Source organism: Mesorhizobium sp. M0698 (assembly GCF_040320455.1).
Taxonomy (GTDB): Bacteria; Pseudomonadota; Alphaproteobacteria; order Rhizobiales; family Rhizobiaceae; genus Mesorhizobium.
The window spans coordinates 84,433-102,757 of the sequence record NZ_JAMYPQ010000020.1 but is presented as its reverse complement, the minus strand read 5'-3'; the positions used below and the strand labels follow the sequence as shown (position 1 = coordinate 102,757).

Genomic DNA, 18,325 nt, shown 5'->3' with positions numbered 1-18,325 from the left:
ACAGCCAGCCGGCCAGATGTTCGAACATCGCCGCCACATCTCAGGTGGCCACCGCTTCCGCGATTACTTCATGTTCGTGCATCGGCCCCACACCGGTCGTTGCGTTGCTCCGGCTTAGTGGACGATTCTGGCGCTACAGCCATCTTCGCCAAGCGATACGGATACGTGCTGCATCTTCACACCAACCCCACCCTGAAATCCTCCAGAACGTGAGCCAGCCCTCGCGCGCCGAGAAGGGTCACAACACGCCTCGCTTGAAGCTTCGGTACCGCGCGATCGTAAATGGCAAGATTGGTCGCCTCGTTGAGGCGCGAGGGATAAATGATCCCGTCGGGCTCAGATGGGTGCTCGTGAAACGCCAGTGACCACCGGCGTGCCAGGTTCTGGCGCTGCGCCCGAACGACATCGGTCGGCACACCCATCCGAACGGCATTGTCGCCTCTGAGATCGACCAGGCATAGGTCTGTCGTGGTCGCGATCTCCGCGTAGCGCCGACGGGTCAGCTCCACCTCCTCTATTGGAAGATCGTCGAGAAGCCCTTCGCGGCGGTCGCGGAGCACGGTCTCTAGGAAGCACACCTTCAGGGAGTCACCGAGGTAAAGAACGCCAAACCGGTTGGCGTCAACGCGGCGTCGAGGATCGCTGAACCGGCTCGGCGACTTCCCGTATCCCAACGGATCGGGATAGGTGCTCCAGTAGATCCGGCCGAATGGCCGTCCCGGCGATATGGTCTCGATTTCGAGCTTTGCGCGCCCAAAATCGGGTGGAGGTGGAACGCCGGGCATTCAGTCGAAATCGCCCCTGGCCTTGCCTTCCGCCGCGACCAACACCGAGGCGTCATCGCCTTGCTGTAGGGCTCGAAGGCCCGTCCGCCCATCGAGGGCGCCATGGCGCGACACCAGAAACCGATAAACCGCCCAGGCGCTGTTGCCGAGCGTCTCATGGAGCGCCGGCAATGTCCCGAACGGCCGGCCGTCCTTGTCGAGTTGCCACACAGGAAAGCGGAAGCCGCGCTTGGCGCCATCGATCCCGAGTACCTGACCGCTCTGCCGCTTGGCATTGACCGTCACCCGCGAGGTGCCGAGCAGTTTGGCGAAGGCTTCCGCGCTCAGCATGTCCTCGCCGGCGACAATTTCGGCGACGCGCTTGCGGCCACGTTCGCGCGCCGCGGCAACAGCCGCCTCGAGTTCGGCATCCGGCTTGCCCGTGTCCTCCACGGGAAACACATCCGCAGCGATCGGTTGCTCCTCGACCGGCGTGATCGTCTGCGCATCAGCCGTTGGATCGACCTCTACCCGGAACGAGACGCGATGGCCGATCTTGCGGCTGCGTGCGATCGCTTCCTGATAGCGTTCGAGCAGCACCTTCTTGAAGTCTGCCTGTGCCGGCAGCTTCGTTGTGAAGCTCACGGTGGCGGCGACCCCCGCCTGCGACGCGGTCCCGCTATGATTGCTGCGTTTCGGAGCGGCCATGATGACAACCTCTTGCTGTCACCAATATGGTTGCAGAGCGCAAGTTCGTCAAGTTCGATAATTTCGTAAAGTCAGTGGAGAATGGCTGCGGATTAAACAATTCCCCAGGCGCGAAACCTTCCCCTGCCCGTCATCTCGCGCAGGCCGAGTTCGCCGACCAGATTGAGCGCCCCCTGCTTTGTCACTTTTAGCCGCTCCTGGATCATGCCTGCCGAGACGAGTGGCCGCGACAGCACGAGTTCGACCACGTCGGACAGTTTGGAGCTGGCGCGGCGGTCGCGGAGTTTTCGCTCCATCTGGCTTTTGGCCAGCACCAGCCGGTCATGCTCCTTCAGGCCGACCAGCGCGGCGTCGTGGATGGCATCGAGGCAGGCCAGCAACCGGTCGGACCGATTGCGCGCCCGCCGCCGCTCGCGCGGAATGTTTTTGGCGCCGAGATGCAGGCTGGCGAGATGGTTGGCGGCAAGACCCTCCTGGCGCAGCAGCGCAGCCACCAGCAGCGGCCCGAGCCAGGCGGCATGCTGCAGCACCTCAATGTCGGTCCAGGCGTCGAGCAGGATTGCGCTTCGCAGGACCACCGGCAACTCTTTCGTTTCGGCGAGCACCGCCTGCCATTCGGCGAGGCGTTCTTCTTCGTTCCAGTCGAGATCGTAGATCAGGCCGTCTTGCGGCTCCGGCCGGTCACGTCGTGACGTTTCCTCTTTTCGAGCCGGCACGTCGGCGCCGCTGAGAATCTTCGACGAGCGCGCCAGGACGGCATCGATCTCGGCAAATTCCTCGGCCAAACGATCGTCCTCTGCGTCATCACGACCGTCGGCTTCAACGGCGCTTGCGGCGACAACCCCCTGCCCTTCCCGGCTTTTTGGCCCCGATGCCGGTGTAACGCCGCCGCGACCGGTCAGCGTCAAAAACCCGTCGCGGCTGAGCGCCCAGTCCGGCTTTTGCGCAAAAATCCGCCGGCGGGTTCGCAGCACCGCGTGCGCCCGGGTGAGTTCGTGGGTCGGGGTGCGGATGTCCATGTGGGCGTCGTGCAGCACGAGGTCCTCGACGTGGACCAGTTCGCCCGCGAGCCAGAGCGCGGAAGCGGCGTCGGCAAAATGCTGGCGTTCGACAAAGCCGTCGCGGACCGGCGAGCGGGCGACCCGCTCGTCGAGGCGGACCAAAACCTCGGTCGCGCGGGCAACCGGCCCGATCAGGGTTTCCAGGGGCAGTTTGTCGAGCGTGTAAGCCATTGTTTTCATGATGCCTGATTCGCGTTGGTCAAGCTAGCGAGGCTATCACTGGACTTACGTCGTGTTTCTTCAGGGAAAAAAGACACTATCGATAATGACCGCATATCGGGACTGTACAGCACCACGCCCTAGGACGCTCAGGAGGCCGAAAAACGTTGATTTGCCGGCTCATCGAAGCCGTAGGAGCTACGCAAAAAGGCACTAGAGACGTTTACAAAGGATCGTTTGTTGATATCTTCGGTGTTTGTACAAACGCCTCTTTCCCATGCTGAGAGACGCCGCAAATGGCCCGTGAAGCGCAAGATCGACGCTCCGGACGACCAAGAGGCCGGCAAATCGGCTACGCGCGCGTGTCGACGGACGAACAAGCGACGGAAGCGCAGGAGATTGAGCTGCGATCGGCCGGTTGTGACGTCGTCGTTCAGGAACATGGATCCGGTGCGTCGAGAGCTCGCCCGGCCCTACTGCGGTTGATGAGCGACATCGGCGCCGGCGATATCTTGGTCGTCGTGCGTCTCGATCGCCTTGCGCGCTCGGTCAGCCACCTTCTTCAGGTGATCGAGGATCTGACTGAGAAGGGCGCGCATTTCCGATCTCTCCGAGATCCAATCGACACGTCGACGCCACAGGGCATGTTTTCGCTACAGGTACTCGGCGCCGTTGCCCAGCTCGAGCGTGCACTGATTTCGGAGCGAACCAAGGCCGGCATCATCGCTGCACGATCCAAGGGGCGACCGCCAGGCAATCCTGGTATCCGGGAGCGCAGGCCCGAAGCCCTGGCGAGAATGACCACGATACAAAAGGCGGCTTATGGCCGACGGCTACAATCAACTATGAACCAATGGCTTCCGACGGTCCGCCGGATGCGACCAGACCATAACTGGGACGACATCGCTCGGGTCCTGAAGCAGCGCGGCCTCGACTGGACGCCTGAACGACTGCGGCGGGCAGTGAGGTGGCTCGTCACCGAGCACCTGGCCGAATCCACACTGCTAAAGCGGGCGTCTCCTCTGCCTCCCGAAGATCGCCTGATGACTCTTGTGGCAGGGATTTCGCAGTCTAACCCAGACCTGTCGCTCCGCGACATCGCTGGCCAGCTCGAGCGCCTGCATGAGCGAACCCCACGAGGAAGCGCAAAATGGTCTGCCTCCTCAGTCAAGAACCTACTCGATCGAGCCCGGCGGCTTGGACTCGTCGCCGAACTACCCGCGAGCTGACCGTCATCCCGCTGCAAAACAGTCCTCAGTTTACAGTCTGTGGCTGACGCTCGACATTCCCGAGCCGCTTGTACGCGGTTCAGGCATCAGCTGGAACAGCGCTGCCGGCCCGCGTCAGCCAAGCCGCTCGATCGGTTTCGGCGAGTGAGTTCCACCACACCATTCCGGCGGTTTCATCGGGCGTCGGTTCCTGGTCGTGTTGGTTTTTTCATGCCTTCGATGCTCTCACAAGACGCTCGTCCCGACAAGCGCTGCAGCCACCGTCCACGGATCGAAACCCGCCCGGCTGATCATGATCCGCGCCCTGGCTTGTCGAGGCTGCGGCGCAACGCATCGCTGATTTCCAGCCGGGATTCGGTGCGCACAACCTTGCCTGCCGCCTCCAAATCGACGGCAGCGGCTTCAGCTCCGGTTCCGGTCGTCTTCGACGCGTCAAGCTTGTCTCGCAACAAGGCCATCACCATCGGCCAGACCGAGAACTTTCCGACCTTTGCTCGATCTGTCAGGCTGCGCAAATAGCCGCCGGCGCTGTTGATCTGGTCCTGCCGCTGGTAGATCGCGGCAACGGCAATCGCCGCCTGCTGCTCACCCATTGCCGTTCGCGCTTCCTCCCAGGCGCTCGGGCTGATGCCCATAGCTGGCCGGGCAACCTCGGCCGCGGCCAGAAATTCACGCCAGTTGCGGATTCCGCCGCCGCCCTTCACCAGCCAAAGCATGTCTGGGCAGGCATCCAGCACGATCCCAAGCGGCAGTTCGCGTTTCGGCAGGCTCCGTACGTTGTCGATGTCCGTAACGTTGCCGTCCGCTTCATCTTTGTCTCCTAAGCTACTTTCAGATTCAAATTTAGAGTCTGGTTTTGAATTCTGTATGTGGCGTCCATTTCGGGACTCATTGGCGTCCACTTTCCGCGTTTTTACAAATGATTCCAATGCCTCACGCACTTCAGCCCAAAGGCCTTCAAGCTCCTCGGCAATCGCCTCGAGGGTTTGTCTGGTTGCGGTGCGTGGTATCTGGCCGACAATCGCCTGGTAGGCCTGCTGGACCCTGCCCCAGTTCGCCGGCACGCCTTCCTCAATCCCGGCGTCGATCATCTTGACGATGTCACGGCGGCATATGGTTAGCCGCTCCTTAACGAGACGAAAGGCCTTCTTCTCAGATCTGACCGCTTCCGCAAGATTCTTGAACTCCTCAGCGCGCGCCACGATCGGCGAGATGTCAAAGCCATAGGCCTGCTCGATCTCGCCCCCCTGACCCTTCCGGGCGAAGCGCTTGCCGTTTGGGCTGTCCCGACGGATGATCAAGCCGCACTCGACCAGAACGGCCAGGTGCCGCCGTAACGTCGTTGGGGGCATTCCGTTGGCGCGGCGGATCAGCTGCTCGTTGGATGGCCATACAACCAGTTCGCTGTCGCCATAAAGCGCCGTGTCCGGATGGAACGACAACAGCGCGTCGAGAATAGCCAGAGCGCGATCGGTGGCGCCCAGAGCGATCCTGGCGTCCTTGATATCTTGGAAGACATGCCATTTGTGGACTGTCGCGTCCTTCGGCACCGCCCTTGCGGTGACTTGGCTTGAAATCATGCCAAGCGTCATCGGTCGCCGCCCAAAGGGCGTCGTTGCAATATTCGTCTCCATTTTCTTTCACCCTCGATGAGGCAAAAGAAACCTGCTCGCCAAAACGACGCCAATGACTCTTGACAGTGATTCGTGGAGATGCGATTCTCAGAGTGCTTAGTTCAGAGAGAGGCTTCCACGGCTTGCCGTTCGGGGGCCTTTTTCTTTTGCGGTTTCAGACTCCTTGTTTCGTGATGGACTTCCGAAAGGCCTCAAACAGGTCGTCCAGTTGTCCGGCGATAAACGCTGCGAAACGCGATCCTTCAGCCTCTCCCACGGCAATCATGGTAGTTTTTCCGTTGTCTTTGAGGCTGACGCTGACTGTTTTGTCTGGAGCAGCCCAGGATTTCATAGCAATCTTGGGCTTTGATGGCTTGGCCGGACTCGCAGGTTCTTTGATCGCATTATGATCCGATGGAAGCGTCTCAAGCAGAATAATGAATCTGTCGTCGGACGTTGCCTCGCGGAATTTGTTTTTGCGAATAAGATCGAAAGCTTTTGCGAGTGAGCCGTCTATGGAATAGCGGTTCGAGAATTCCTGCCATCGTCCTCGACCAATCCCGGGAGCTTTACCAATCGATTGCAGTATCTCCTTGTCGACCGATGAGGCGATTTTGATCATCTCGGAGACATGCGATTTTCCTGTCGACAGCGAAGCGCAGATGGTGTCCCGTTTGTATCCCGCTTCCTGCTGCGCAAGCGCAAAAGCGCACTTTTCAATGTATGAAAGATCCTCTCGAGCGGTGTTTTCTTCGCCTTGGAAAATGACTGCTTGTTCATCAGTTAACTCGCGGACGGCCGCTTTGAATCCGATCCCAAGCTGCTTAGCTGCCGCTAATCTTCTGCGACCATAGACGATTTGAAACTCGCCATCCTTGCCTTGCACTGGCCGAACCAATCCAGGCACAATCTGACCGCGCTCCCGCATGGATTCAGTGATCTCAGCAATGGCGGAAATCTCGTAGGCGTCATCATATCGATCGGTGATAGACGACGGCCGTATTTTGTCGGGATCGAGTTCAATGATCTGTTCGCCTGACTTCAGTAACTTGTCGGCGATATCGCTACGCTCTTGCATTTGGCGAACACCAGCCGCCACCTTCATCAGGTGCGGCGATGACGTGCGGCGGCTGACGCCCTCCTCCGAATTGTCCTCCCCGAGTTGCCCCAAAACAGCAGCAAACATGCCCTTAGAATCTTTACGGCTCACTGTTCACGCCTCCATGCCATTGTGATGAGGCTTTCTATTTCCGCGTTCGCGGCATTGATCGATTCGATTGCACGATCATAAGTTTTAGGTGCCGAAAACCTCGATCGTTGCACTTCATAGAGGCTCTGCTTCCAAGTGAGAGCGTCCGCAACCGCAGTGGATTTGGAGACTGAATTCAGAAGTAAATCCTCGCCAAACACTTGGCGCATTAGGGCCTGCATGTTGGCTTGCGGGTGGTCGTTGGCCTCAAACTTTGTGATGAGGAATTTGGCGAAATCCCAACGTGCGCCTGCACCAGCCTCATCCAGGATTTGCATATAAGATGCGGCCAGCTCCAAAAACTTCCCTGTGGAGTCGACATCGAGCATGTGCGCTGGAACTGGGATTAGGACTCCGGTAGCGGCAGTGAGCGACGAAAGTGTCAGGAAATTGAGTGACGGCGCACAGTCGAGAAGGACGATGTCGTAGTTATCGACGATCTGTTCGAGCGCCTGTGACACTCGAAGCAGAAAACTGGTTCCACCGCTCTTGCGCATCTCAAGGGTGACGGCCGTCTCGAATTCTGTCAGCTCAAGACCGGCGCAGATGACGTCGAATCCGATGATATGCGTCTGATGAATAATCTTTTCCGTTGGCACCGGATCATCAAACCGAATCGCTGAGTAAAGGGTGTCACCTTCTCGGTAGTCAAATCCGGGTAACGCTCCTTGCAGACTTGTTAACGACGCCTGGGGATCCATGTCGACTGCGAGAACGCGATATCCACGTAGTGCCAACCAATGACCCAAGTGAATAGTGGTCGCTGTCTTGGACGATCCACCTTTGAAGTTCGTGATCGCGATGATCTGGCAATCCTCGCCTTTAACACGACGAGGATTGATCCATTTCTTCCGTGCCTTTTCCGCCAGGTGCATCCGAAGGTCCAGCACCTGCTCCACAGAATATAGGCGCTTTCCGGTGGTCGTTGTCTCTGGCTCAGGTCCCTGCCCTTTTAAGGAGACCTGCCGTATGTAAGCTTCGGTCACTCCTAGCAATGCTGCCACTTCCGTCGAAGTGAATTTGCGCATCGTACGAATCGCATCAGGAGGATACTGAGCCAGCGAAAGATTGTTGAGTGCCTTCTCGAGTTTCGTCGAAAAGGTATTCATGAACTGAAGGCTACTTAGATGCCGCGTCACCCAGATTCTCCTCTTGCACCCAGCGCCTATTGATAGCGACTGTGGTTAACAAGCTGTTAACGCCACGCCAACTACGCCAACTTTTCGAATTACGCGGTTTTTCCGTTACTGGAGGTATGCCCGATTCGGAGCATTCGAGCAAATGGACACAGGGCAGTTCCCAGCTGGGAACTTTTCGTTATCGCTGGCTTCCCTGTGCCGTCAAAGTTGCGCATCAGGCATTGAAAACGACAGCTATGAAGTTGATCACGCAGCATGGGGGCACGGGCGAGCCCCGTTGCCCGTTTTGTTCTCGGTCGACGTTGGTGTACCGGTTGGCCTCTGGCTTCCGCGTACGGCGGCGAGCGACCTTACAAAAGCGCAGGCAAGTTTCGGCGCATGGAGAGATACCCCCCACATTGGCGCGGCGGCGAAATTCCCGTTGTGACGGAGGCACTGAGCTCGCGCAGTCCTAGGGGAGTCACCATCCTTTGCGTCGGAGACGATGGGTTGTGTTTGTGATGCAGCCATGCCGCGCCGCTTCCGATGTCACTTCGGTGATCGCCCCCCAGGCTGACAAGTTAGACGCCCCACGGCCCCTACCCTGCAACGAGGCATTCCTTCCGGGCCGAGCGACTCTCGCGAATGGCAACTCAGCGGCTAGGATCTATCGCCAGGCGTCCCACGCGATTTGACAGCAATCAGCACCGTTTGGCACGTGGGCGTCCTGTCCACGCGCACTTTCCTCCAGCGTCGAGCGAGAGGCTCCTGCAGTCGCCAGGCAACTTCCCTCGGGGGCTAGTCCAAGTGTCGGCGAAGGATCCTGGAGAACTCATCGAGAAGCAAACTTCTCGCACACCGTACTTTGAGTTCCCAGCTGGGAACAGCTCTTCAAGTTGGAGGCTTGCGCCGCACCAATAAACCTTAGAAACCCATCAACTTGAGGGTTGGATCTGTGGCGCCGGGGTGGATTGGCGCATCCAGAGTCACCTGCGGCTTGGGGGGCGTACCGCACTCTACAATCCTGACGCCTTAGTTAGATTGACGCGGAAGCGATCGCGCCGGCGCTGGTATTTGCGTGTCATCTGCCGAGGCGTGACCAAGCTGCTTCTGCACGTAGCGCTCGTCAACCTCGGCAGAGGACGCGAGGCCGGCACGCAGCGAGTGGCCCGAAAATATTTGGCCGCGCTCGCCCTCGGAAAGATCACCGCGCACGCCAGCGGCCAAGGCCGCGCGTTTGACCGCCGCGCCACCTCCTGATCGTTGAGCCGCTCGGCGCCCACAGCTTTGCCCTGCCCCGTGACGCGGCGGAAGAGGGGGCCATGCGCGATGCGGGCCAGCTTCAGCCAGGTCCGCAGGGCGACGACCGGGCAGGTGGCATCGGACGAGCCGCGGCCAATCTCGACCTCGCGCCAGCCGGTCTTGCCTCGCAGCGTAACCAGCACGCCCTTGTCCGGGAAAAATTCAATCCAGCCGCACCCGTCCTCGGTTTGATCGCGCGCAACATCGAGGCCCACGATTTCGGAGCGGCGCAAGCCGCCAGCGAAGCCCAAAAGCAACATGGCGCGGCCGCGCAGACCGCGCAGCGTGCCACGATCGAGCGTTTCCAGCATGGCGACAAGATCGTCGCGCAGGATGGCTTGCTTTTGACGGGGAGGGGAGGCGTGTTTATTGCGGATACCGGCGAGCACGGTGGCGATATGCCGGTCCTTCCGGTCGAGCGGTTGACCGCGTTGCGTATAGTTCCAGGTCAGCGACGACAGGCGGCGCTCAATGGTCGACACAGACTTTTTGTCCCGTTCCGATCCTGAGGCCTGGGCCGTGATGTAGAGGCCGACGACTTGTGGATCTGGCGGCAGCGGATCAAACGCCTGGCGCCGGCACCAGGCGCAAAAATGCTTCCAGTCGGCGGCATAGGCGCGACGGGTGTTTGCCGAACTCGCCGCCTCGACGTAATCGCGCGCGCGGTCGGCCAGCTTTTCTAGATGGGCAGGCAGTGATGCTTGTCGCGAGTCGAGGACCTGCGTGGGAGGGGAGGGGGCCTCATCCGGGTGCCCCATTTCCATGACGACGTCGACAATGTCAGGCAGGTCGCTGGTGTCGACCGCGTCGATGGGCGTCATGAAATTACGGGGACTGCCCATCGAAACTCTCGATCATTTGAATGTCACAGTGGTGCGATTCTGAGAGCCCCAACGTGCGACCAAGCGCCCAATTGTCCACCGCGAGGTGCTTGACCAATAGCTCCCGAGATTTGCGCCGGTCGCGTACGACCACACGATGGGTCGTGCTATAGCATGACCGGGCGACGGACCATGTCCGATCCAGTGTTGACCCTCCTAGGGCCCTCTTTCTCAGTGCCGATCCTTGCCTTCATGTTCAACATCCCTTATGTTTCGTTCAACAGGAGAATCCAGGATGAGCGTACGTGGCGCAACGGCAGCCGAAAGCGAGGAGCGGATCGCCCACACCCGGAACCGTCTGGTGCTTGAGCAGGCGAGGGCGGTCGGCCTTCTCGGCGCGGCCAAGAACACACGCCTTTCCGGCAGGGTGCCGTCGGAATTGATCGAGGCGGCAAAGAAGCGCGCTCATGTGACCTCCGACACTGAGCTGCTGGAGCTCGCCTTGTCGCGGCTGGCCCTCGAGGACGATTTTGGCGCCCGGCTCGTCCGCCGCAAGGGCAGCATCACCGCAGACATTGATCTTGGCGTTTGATCTCGGGAGCGCACTGCGTTCCCTCAAACCACAGCGGCGTGCCGGCGGGCTGGAACGGCGGCCGGATTCCGCTCTGTCCTGGGCAGGGGACCAGCCGCCTGTCGGCGGTGCATTGCTTCTCGACACGAGCGTCTATCTGGATGTCCTTCAGGGCCGCACGCCCAAAGTGGTCGATGACCTTCTGACCTATCGGCTCTGTCAGCACTCGGCCGTCTGCCTTGCCGAGCTCAGCCACCTGTTCGGCCGGCTCGACCCAGCGCACCCCACGACGAAGTCGGTCCTGAAAGTGGTTGCAGGCACGATTGAAGACATTCCAGTGCACCGGCTGCATGCACCCGACGCCACCGCCTGGGGACGCGCCGGCATGCTTGCCGGCCTGCTGTTCCGGCTGAGCCGTCTGCCGAAAGGGGAGGGGCATGAACGCCGCTTCCTCAACGATGCGCTGATCTTTCACCAGGCCGGTCTGCTGGGCGCGACGGTTCTGACCGGCAATGTTCGGGATTTCGATTACCTCAACCAGCTTGTTCCGTCGGTGCGTGTGATCGTCTACCGGCCGGTGACAGACTTGCGCCCGCAGGGTTGAAAGCGTCTGTGGCAGATATGCCCGTGCACCGTGATCGTCCAACCTTCTTTAATGACCAGCAGTCTTCAGAAAGGTCACTGACACTCTCCTGCGACCGTTGAAACGCGGGCGATAACGGCCATTTCTAACGTAAGGACAAAAACGACCGATAATGCAAGATTATCGGTCATTATTTGTTGGCGACAGGCGCGGCGGTTATTGCGCAAATCGATTGCTAAAAGCGCCGCCGTGATTCATCCTGTTCTCGATGATTCTTCGCCCCAAGCCGTCCCCGCGCCGCCATGCCCAGCCTCCCGCGACCGAGCCGTTCGCGCCGATGGCGCCGGTGCCGTTCTGGCTGCGCAAGGCGGTCGAGGCGGCGCAAACCTGCGCTCCAAAGGGCCTTGAGGATGCTGCGATTGCCTTTGGAGCCGCGATCGCCATGCTCGACACGGTCGTGCGCCGGGAGGAAAGATGGGCCGGCGCCTGGCGGCAGCGGCTGGCGCTTTCGGCGGCCGCGGTGACGGCGAAGCAGGCTGGCCGCGTCGAGGATGAAGCCGCCCTGCGCGATTCTTTGCTCCTCACCCGCCCGGGCGACGATTGTGGGCCGGCCGGTTCTTTTGTCCTGGCCTGGCGCCGGCTGGCGGCGCGGCCCGTGGAGAACCTTCTGACGGAGGGAAACCTCGCTGCGGCATCGGAGGAATTCGGTCACGCCCGCAACGACAAGGCTGTCAGCGATCTGACTGACGAGCTCGGTCCGCTGCCTGCGGCAGAGGGCGTTGTCGAAATGCTGACCGGCGCTTTCGCAGCTGCTGAGCGCCGTGGCTTCGGGCGCAATTTGGGTTCATGGCTCGCCGACGCCATGCTCGCGAAAAAACTGGGATGGTCGCATGCGGTGCCGCTGCTGGGAGCGCAGCCGGGATCGGCTGGCAGCACGCGTGGCATGCGCCCGAAAACAACCAGCCTGACGCAGAGGGACCAGGTGCCGGGCAGGGAGACGGTGCAGGGCCTGCTCGTGGCGCAGTCGCGGGCCGCGCTGCGGGCCATCGACCTTTCGGCCGAGCTCGGCCGCCGCGCCGAACGGCTCATTGCCGTCGCGCCGAAACTGAGGGCGAAGGGTGCGGACCTGGTCGTCGACCAATTGCTGAACGAAGATGCGCTCGTCGCGTCGCGTGGTGACAAAAAGACCGGAATGAGCGACCGCGGCCTGCGGCGCCTGTTCGACAAGCTGGTCGACCTCGGCGCCGTGCGCGAGCTGTCGGGCCGCGCCACGTTCCGCATCTACGGACTGTGACAGCGATGGCCGAGGCGACGCGCGCGAAACGGGGGAAAGGCCGACCAGACGACGGTCTGTTCGATCGTGAGTTGGATCACCTGTCGCCGGAGGGGCGCTGGCGCGAGTGGATGAACCGCGTCGAGGCGACCATTTTTGCCGCCACCGAGCCCGTTGGCCGCGAAACGCTGGCCCGCATTGTCGGCAAAAGCTGCAGCATCGACCTTTTGATCGACGATATTCGTGAAGAGCTGCGCGGCCGGCCCTATGACCTGGTTGCCGTCGCCGGCGGCTGGAAGCACCTGACCCGCCCGGTCTATGCCGACGCCATCCGCAATGCATTTGGCACGGCCGTCGGCGGGGGCGGGCGGGCGGTCGACCTGGCGCAGCCGGAGGTGCTGGTGCTGATGTGCATCGCCTATTTCCAGCCGATCACCCGCACCGAGCTGTCGAGCTTCTTCGGCAAGGAGATTTCGCGCGATCTGATCGGCCATCTGCGCGGCGCCGGGCTGATCGCGTCCGGCCCGCGCAGTCCGACACCGGGCGCCCCCTACACCTACGTCACGACCAAAGAATTCCTGCTGGAGTTCGGGCTCGACACGCTGCGCGACCTGCCGGATTTTGAGGCGCTCGAGGATGCTGGCTTGCTCTCGAAGGAAAAGCTGCTGGCCGGAGATATTCCGGTTGGATTGGCGAGTGGGGAGGGCGAGAGCGAAGAGGAAGAAGCAGAGGCCGATGTCCTTGAGGACCAGGTGTCTTGAGCGGGTCGTTGCCGCGTTGCACCCTCAGCGACAGGCGGCACTCATGACCAAGACGACTGATCCTGTGGCAGCCGGTGATCGGGATCATGGACCGCGACCTGATCGCCTTCGACAAGATTGGCCAGGAAGATCACCAGATTGGTGCCGCCGGCATGACGCAGCGACGGAAACAGGATACCGCGAAGCCCAGCCTTGATGACCAGGTCCGCGAGCTTCCAGGAAGGCGGGATTTTCTTCTCGATGCGAGCGATCTGTCGCCAGGCACAATCCCATTCTTGCCAGGTGTCGTCCCAAACGTTCGGGTCGAATCCCTGCGAAAGGTCGGCGACCTCGGCGAGCGTGATCTTGTAGGCTGCAAGGGTGGCCGGCGGGTTGATGCTGGCGCCCTGCTTGTATTCATCGAGGGCCGTTTGCGGCGCGCGTGACAGGTAAAGCGCCTCGACGCCTGGTCGATTGAAGCGGCCGCCGTCGATTCGCCGCGCCCGCACCGCTGATGGGCAGGAAGGCCCATTTGGGTGTCAGATAGCGGTGAAAGATCTCGTCCGGGCCGACGTGGGTGATTCTCACCCGCGCGCGCCATTCTCGAGATCCCGGATGAAGGCCAGAACCGCCTCGACCTGGCCGTCCGCAACGAGCTCGGCCGCCGTGCGATGGCCATAGTCGGCGAGGGGCTCGTTGCGATACCAGTAGATCGCCTTGTCGACATTACCGGTGAGTTCCGTCGCGGCCGAAATCACCTTCACCATTTCGCGCATCCGGCCCTGCAGGCGTTCCGATGCGGGGTTGCGCAGCGTATTGCGATGAACACCGATTAACCGCGCCAGGTTGGCCACCTTCACGCCCAGCGCCTGCGACAGGCGCTTCGGCGAGATGTAGGGCGTGCGTGGTTCCTGCAGGCTCTCGACAAAACCTGATACCACCGTGGAATGTGCGAGCTGTGCGTGGGTCATGACAAATCTCCGACCTCTTATTCGCACAATATATGCACATTAAAGCGCATACCAAGTGAACAGAGGCCTGAACCCTTCTAGCGCACTGCGTGTCCTTCCTCGTCCTCATAGCGGTTGCTAGCGGCAGCAATGCGCCTAATCTCGGACGTTCGGACAGGTTTGAACACCTCCTGGAAGCGGAACGTATATCGCCAGTGTTTCTTCCCGAATTCCTGATCGTGCGCTATGCAGGCCACCCTGCGGGTTGGGACTTGTAACTATACTGGGGACAGGTCGCCCGCTTGCCGAGCAGCTTAGGGAGGCGGAGAGCAGCTGGTAGCAATATTGGCGACTTGATAGCTGATACGTAGAGTTGGGAGACATGATGACCGGCAAAGATCTGATTGCGAGGCGCAACGGCTTCAGTCCCTCATCCCACTATCAGAGGAGGATGTCATTGTTAGGCAGCTGAACAGCGCCTTACGCCGCATCCCCGCCCTCCAGCTAGTGTCCACAGAAACCTGAAAGCTGTCTTAGGTTACAGCACAACCCGGTACGCGAACGGCGAAGGAATATGCGTTTCAGGCCGATCAGAGCTGGACTGAAAGCTGCCAGTTCATTGACTTAGTGCGCGAAATAATCTCGGGCACTGATGTTAATAGAAACTCGCCAGTAATCTTATTGAACAGAGCGACTCGGTGTCGCGCGCCCAACTGCTCAGACGCTGCAATTTCGCTTTCCGTCAGAGCGAAAAAGAACCTCTTGAAGCCAGGTTGCACCCGCAGTTGATTTGCGGTCTTGATTTCGATGAAGATGATCTCAGGCAGATGCAATGTAAGACCGTATGTCCGCCTCTGTCGGTGAGGTGGCTCGCCCTACACTGCGCGTCCGAGGATTGCTCGGGCGGGCCGAGCCGATCCTCATCACAGGAGGACGAGCCGTGGCAGATTATAGTCGGGACGATCGAAAAACATGCGCGCGTGACGCACGCAATCGGCGCCGAGATCGAGGTCGGCGAGCGCGGCCGTGCCGGTTGCCGGCTTTGCGGATCACTTCACATATCTCCGCGCAGGCGACGCGCCACGAAATGTGTCTGCCATGCTGGCCGGCATCCTGGCCGATGCAACGAATCTCGGTCCGAAGCGGATGGCCGGCGCATCCAAGGGCATCAGCGCCAATCAGATTGGCTGGATGCGCACCTTCCATGCTCGATCAGAAACCTATCGCGCCGCTCAGGCCTGCATCACCGACGCCCATACCGGTGACCCACATTCCCGCCTGTGGGGCAACGGAACGACCGCGTCGTCCGACGGACAGTTCTTCCGTGCGAGCGACCGAGCGGCAAAACGCGGTGACGTCAATCTGCACTATGGCAGCGAACCGGGATCGAAATTCTACAGCCACCTGTCGGACCAGTACGGCTATTTCAGCATTTTGCCCATCAGCCCCACGGAAAGCGAAGCGGCCTATGTGCTCGACGGCCCGTTCGACCAGGAAACGATCCTGGACATCCAGGAGCACTTTACTTTACGGATCCCGGTGGCGCGAGCGATCACGTCTTCGGGCTGTTCGCTCTTCTCGGCAAGCGCTTCGCGCCACGACTGCGCAACCTCAAGGATCGGAAATTCCACACATTCGAGAAGGGCGATGCCTACCCGGCGTTGACCAACCACATCGGCGCGCCGATCAACACCGCGCTGATCCTTGACCATTGGGACGATCTGCTCCATCTGGCAGCCTCGATCACGACGCTCCGTCGTCCCCTCGACCATCCTCAAGAAGCTCTCGGCGTCTCCGAAGGAAAATCAGCTGGCCAAGGCGCCGCGAGAACTCGGCCGGATCGAGCGATCGCTCTTCATGATCGAATGGTATTCGAGCCCAGCATTGCGCCGGCGATGCCAGGCGGGCCTCAACAAGGGCGAGGCAGCGCACAAACTGAAGCGCGCGGTGTTCTTCCACGAGCGTGGCGAAATCCGTGACCGCTCATTCGAGCCAGGCATTCCGCGCTTCCGGTCTCAATCTCGTCGTCAGCGCCATCGTCCATTGGAACACCATCTATCTTGACCGCGCAGCCACACACCTGCGCACGGCGGGTCGGAATATCCCGGATGGAGTGCTCAAACACATCTCGCCGCTCAGTTGGGAACACATCAACCTCACAGGCATCTACATCTGGCATTCTGAACACCAGATGCCCGAAGGCTTCAGAACGCTTCGCTTGCCAGTACCAATTCGACGGGGGCGTGATGTTCATATTTCGTTCGGCCTTAGCGTACGGAAAATCGACGAGTAGCCAACGTTAGGGCCCGCATCCACGATAACGGGTATGAACCCCTTTTGTCTCCACTCGTCGTCAGCCGGTTAAGCGCGCTTTGGCCTGCCTTTCCGATTTCATATTCGCGATGCCCAAAAACCTGGGAGATGACAAACAAGTCGCTGTCGGTAGGCCTGATCAGCAATTCATGACAACCACAGCGAACTTTCATCGCCGACCCGATCCCCAGCGCCCGACGAAACAGTACGGAGACCAATTTCTTCCACCCGATGGCGTGCGCGACGCCATCTATGTGATAAAGCTTCGAGTAGTAGCTCATATGGATTCTCATTCTTCCACACCGAGGACGCCGGAAGCCCATTGTGTCGCCGGCCGCTTTCTCTACAAGGGCCAGTCTTAGCCGTGGATCAGCGTTATGGGGTTCTGGGTGTTCGTCCCGACCCGCACCTTGTCGCCGATCTCCTTCGCCCTGGCCAAAGTCTTAGCCATGTCTTTTGTCGTAAGCACCGTGCGCCGATGCGGCTTCTCGAATACGCTCACAACATAGGTGGTGGCTGGCTTGTCGGTCATCCCAGGCCTTAGCCGGTTCCTCATTCGCACGCATCGCTTTCATTGGCGTGAGCGCATAATTTTGCCAGCCGGCGACTACACCCGCCGGTCAGGCCCGGTGCTCTTTGGGTTGGTGCCCCCCTGCCTAACGGGGCGCCGGGTCGCCTCGATCTGCGTGGTCCTTGGATGGGCCTACGTACTCCGCGCAACCAGGTAGGCGATCCGATATGCGAGAAGGAGCAAAAGAACGAGGATCGTATATTCGAGAACTGTGCGTGAGGGATAAATTTTCAAGGCTTCCGACCTGTTGGCAGCGGGCTCAGTCAGACATAACTGCCGCGGTAGCAATCTATGGATTGTCAATTCCTTACGCCACAAAAAAGCCGGCACGTTAAGGCGCGGGCCATGGAACCGTGGCTTCTTTGCCTGCGCGAACGGAAAGGAATTGAAGGGCCTAGCCCGCCACCTTGGCATCGATGACCACCAAGCTGCCGACTTGGCTAAATCCCTCGAAGCGGAGTTCGAGCGCCGATCGGCTTCGGAATGCGTGGCGATGCTGACAAAGCTCAATATCGGTGCGGTTCAGCCAAGCTCAATCGCCGAGCTCCGCGAAAAGTATCTCCATCAGACGGCGGTGCTCAAGAGCGGGTCCGGCCCCACCTATCAGTTCGTCAGGCACGATATCGATGCCGCTGACCGATGGGTCGATTTGTTCGAACCGTGCGCGATCGGGCCCGACAATGGCCATATCAGCACACATCCGCCAGCGGAGAAGTACGGTGCCTCGACGAGGCAGGTTCTGACGGAACTCGGATTTGACGAGCCGCGGGTCGAAGCAATGATCAATCAGCGCGCGGCGGCAGTCCAATGGTCCGAATTCTATTTGCCAGAATGATTTCGGTCCGCCAGCTCAGTGCAGAAGACTTGAGCAGGATTAGGGTCGCAGCACCAAGCGGTTGTGTTAGCCTCCCATATGAGCCAGACGCCGGTCACCATCGTGCTTTTTCCGCCGGGACCTGAGGGTTCCGATAACAGGGCACTCGCGGCAGCGGCGTCGACCGGGAAGCCGGTCATGGCTCTCTACATTTTAACGAGCAAAGCCAAGGCTTGCGCGCAATCGGCGGAGCCAGTCGCTGGTGGCTGCATCATTTCCTGGCCCGCCTGCAACTGAAGTTGCGAAATCTTGGCGTCACCCGCAGTTTTGGGCGCGGTCCAACACTCCAAACCGTCAGCAAAGCCCTCGCGGAGTGTGGCGGCGACGCGGTTCTCTCTGGAACCGCCGATACGATCCAGCCGAAGCTGCAGTGGATGCCGAACTGAAAACCTCTTGGAGACAGCAAGGGATCGAGTGCCGCAGCTT

Annotated in this window: 15 protein-coding genes and 3 pseudogenes; 8 read left to right on the top strand and 10 right to left on the bottom strand. The window is 60.3% G+C overall.

What is annotated here, in order from left to right; translation table 11 throughout:
- Positions 1-176: 176 nt before the first annotated feature.
- The 3 genes from NKI16_RS28515 to NKI16_RS28505 form a co-directional block, all read right to left on the bottom strand.
- On the bottom strand, positions 177-785 hold the full coding sequence (locus NKI16_RS28515) for an RES family NAD+ phosphorylase (protein ID WP_352924026.1): 609 nt from the start codon (positions 783-785) through the stop codon (positions 177-179).
- Complete coding sequence (locus NKI16_RS28510) at positions 786-1,472, bottom strand: XRE family transcriptional regulator (RefSeq protein WP_352924024.1); 687 nt, start codon at positions 1,470-1,472, stop codon at positions 786-788.
- 92 nt (positions 1,473-1,564) lie between these two features.
- Entirely contained in the window at positions 1,565-2,713 is a 1,149-nt protein-coding gene (locus tag NKI16_RS28505) for an RHE_PE00001 family protein (protein ID WP_352924022.1), read from the bottom strand.
- 275 nt (positions 2,714-2,988) lie between these two features.
- Between NKI16_RS28505 and NKI16_RS28500 the strand changes: the two genes are divergently transcribed.
- Positions 2,989-3,921, top strand: a complete 933-nt coding sequence (locus NKI16_RS28500; RefSeq protein ID WP_352816346.1) for a recombinase family protein — start codon at positions 2,989-2,991, stop codon at positions 3,919-3,921.
- A 290-nt stretch (positions 3,922-4,211) separates the two neighbouring features.
- Here NKI16_RS28500 and repC read toward each other — a convergent pair whose 3' ends face one another.
- The 4 genes and pseudogenes from repC to NKI16_RS28480 form a co-directional block, all read right to left on the bottom strand.
- Entirely contained in the window at positions 4,212-5,555 is a 1,344-nt protein-coding gene (repC, locus tag NKI16_RS28495; RefSeq protein ID WP_352924019.1) for a plasmid replication protein RepC, read from the bottom strand.
- Positions 5,556-5,709: 154 nt separating this feature from the next.
- The gene (gene repB / locus NKI16_RS28490) at positions 5,710-6,744 is read right to left on the bottom strand and encodes a plasmid partitioning protein RepB (protein WP_352816343.1); all 1,035 of its coding nucleotides are present in this window, start codon (positions 6,742-6,744) and stop codon (positions 5,710-5,712) included.
- A complete protein-coding gene (repA, locus tag NKI16_RS28485; RefSeq protein WP_023749471.1) occupies positions 6,741-7,922 on the bottom strand; it encodes a plasmid partitioning protein RepA in 1,182 nt (393 codons plus the stop codon). Before repA ends, repB begins: the two co-directional genes overlap by 4 nt.
- Positions 7,923-8,917: 995 nt before the next feature.
- Positions 8,918-10,045: pseudogene (locus NKI16_RS28480) on the bottom strand (site-specific integrase).
- A 274-nt stretch (positions 10,046-10,319) separates the two neighbouring features.
- On the opposite strand from NKI16_RS28480, the gene NKI16_RS28475 reads away from it, so the two are divergent.
- The 4 genes from NKI16_RS28475 to scpB all read left to right on the top strand — a co-directional run bounded on the left by NKI16_RS28475 (position 10,320) and on the right by scpB (position 13,212).
- Positions 10,320-10,616 (top strand): hypothetical protein, encoded by a 297-nt coding sequence (locus tag NKI16_RS28475; RefSeq protein ID WP_352508233.1) that lies wholly within the window; start codon positions 10,320-10,322, stop codon positions 10,614-10,616.
- Positions 10,606-11,199: a type II toxin-antitoxin system VapC family toxin gene (locus NKI16_RS28470; protein ID WP_352924017.1), complete on the top strand. Its 594-nt coding sequence runs from the start codon at positions 10,606-10,608 to the stop codon at positions 11,197-11,199. Before NKI16_RS28475 ends, NKI16_RS28470 begins: the two co-directional genes overlap by 11 nt.
- Before the next feature lie 247 nt (positions 11,200-11,446).
- Entirely contained in the window at positions 11,447-12,472 is a 1,026-nt protein-coding gene (locus tag NKI16_RS28465) for a DUF1403 family protein (RefSeq protein ID WP_352578988.1), read from the top strand.
- A gap of 5 nt (positions 12,473-12,477) precedes the next feature.
- The gene (gene scpB / locus NKI16_RS28460) at positions 12,478-13,212 is read left to right on the top strand and encodes an SMC-Scp complex subunit ScpB (RefSeq protein ID WP_352578987.1); all 735 of its coding nucleotides are present in this window, start codon (positions 12,478-12,480) and stop codon (positions 13,210-13,212) included.
- A 41-nt stretch (positions 13,213-13,253) separates the two neighbouring features.
- Here scpB and NKI16_RS28455 read toward each other — a convergent pair whose 3' ends face one another.
- The 3 genes and pseudogenes from NKI16_RS28455 to NKI16_RS28445 form a co-directional block, all read right to left on the bottom strand.
- A complete protein-coding gene (locus NKI16_RS28455) occupies positions 13,254-13,700 on the bottom strand; it encodes an RES family NAD+ phosphorylase (protein ID WP_352924014.1) in 447 nt (148 codons plus the stop codon).
- Between the two features lie 75 nt (positions 13,701-13,775).
- On the bottom strand, positions 13,776-14,162 hold the full coding sequence (locus NKI16_RS28450) for a hypothetical protein (RefSeq protein WP_352816338.1): 387 nt from the start codon (positions 14,160-14,162) through the stop codon (positions 13,776-13,778).
- Between the two features lie 923 nt (positions 14,163-15,085).
- A pseudogene (locus tag NKI16_RS28445) lies at positions 15,086-15,172 on the bottom strand (nucleotidyl transferase AbiEii/AbiGii toxin family protein); the annotation flags it as partial.
- 7 nt (positions 15,173-15,179) lie between these two features.
- Between NKI16_RS28445 and NKI16_RS28440 the strand changes: the two are divergent.
- The 3 genes and pseudogenes from NKI16_RS28440 to NKI16_RS28430 all read left to right on the top strand — a co-directional run.
- Positions 15,180-16,434: pseudogene (locus tag NKI16_RS28440) on the top strand (Tn3 family transposase); the annotation flags it as partial.
- An 838-nt stretch (positions 16,435-17,272) separates the two neighbouring features.
- Positions 17,273-17,860 carry a hypothetical protein gene (locus NKI16_RS28435; protein ID WP_352816337.1) on the top strand — a complete coding sequence of 196 codons (588 nt, stop codon included), beginning with the start codon at positions 17,273-17,275 and terminating at the stop codon, positions 17,858-17,860.
- 212 nt (positions 17,861-18,072) lie between these two features.
- Positions 18,073-18,285 (top strand): hypothetical protein, encoded by a 213-nt coding sequence (locus NKI16_RS28430; protein ID WP_352816336.1) that lies wholly within the window; start codon positions 18,073-18,075, stop codon positions 18,283-18,285.
- Positions 18,286-18,325: the final 40 nt, after the last annotated feature.

Excerpts from the sequence above, each read along its gene's own strand:
- NKI16_RS28515 (WP_352924026.1), bottom strand. The coding sequence starts at position 785 with ATGCCCGGCGTTCCACCTCCACCCGATTTTGGGCGCGCAAAGCTCGAA.
- NKI16_RS28510 (WP_352924024.1), bottom strand. The coding sequence starts at position 1,472 with ATGGCCGCTCCGAAACGCAGCAATCATAGCGGGACCGCGTCGCAGGCG.
- NKI16_RS28505 (WP_352924022.1), bottom strand. The coding sequence starts at position 2,713 with ATGAAAACAATGGCTTACACGCTCGACAAACTGCCCCTGGAAACCCTG.
- NKI16_RS28500 (WP_352816346.1), top strand. The coding sequence starts at position 2,989 with ATGGCCCGTGAAGCGCAAGATCGACGCTCCGGACGACCAAGAGGCCGG.
- repC (WP_352924019.1), bottom strand. The coding sequence starts at position 5,555 with ATGGAGACGAATATTGCAACGACGCCCTTTGGGCGGCGACCGATGACG.
- NKI16_RS28475 (WP_352508233.1), top strand. The coding sequence starts at position 10,320 with ATGAGCGTACGTGGCGCAACGGCAGCCGAAAGCGAGGAGCGGATCGCC.
- NKI16_RS28465 (WP_352578988.1), top strand. The coding sequence starts at position 11,447 with ATGATTCTTCGCCCCAAGCCGTCCCCGCGCCGCCATGCCCAGCCTCCC.
- scpB (WP_352578987.1), top strand. The coding sequence starts at position 12,478 with ATGGCCGAGGCGACGCGCGCGAAACGGGGGAAAGGCCGACCAGACGAC.
- NKI16_RS28450 (WP_352816338.1), bottom strand. The coding sequence starts at position 14,162 with ATGACCCACGCACAGCTCGCACATTCCACGGTGGTATCAGGTTTTGTC.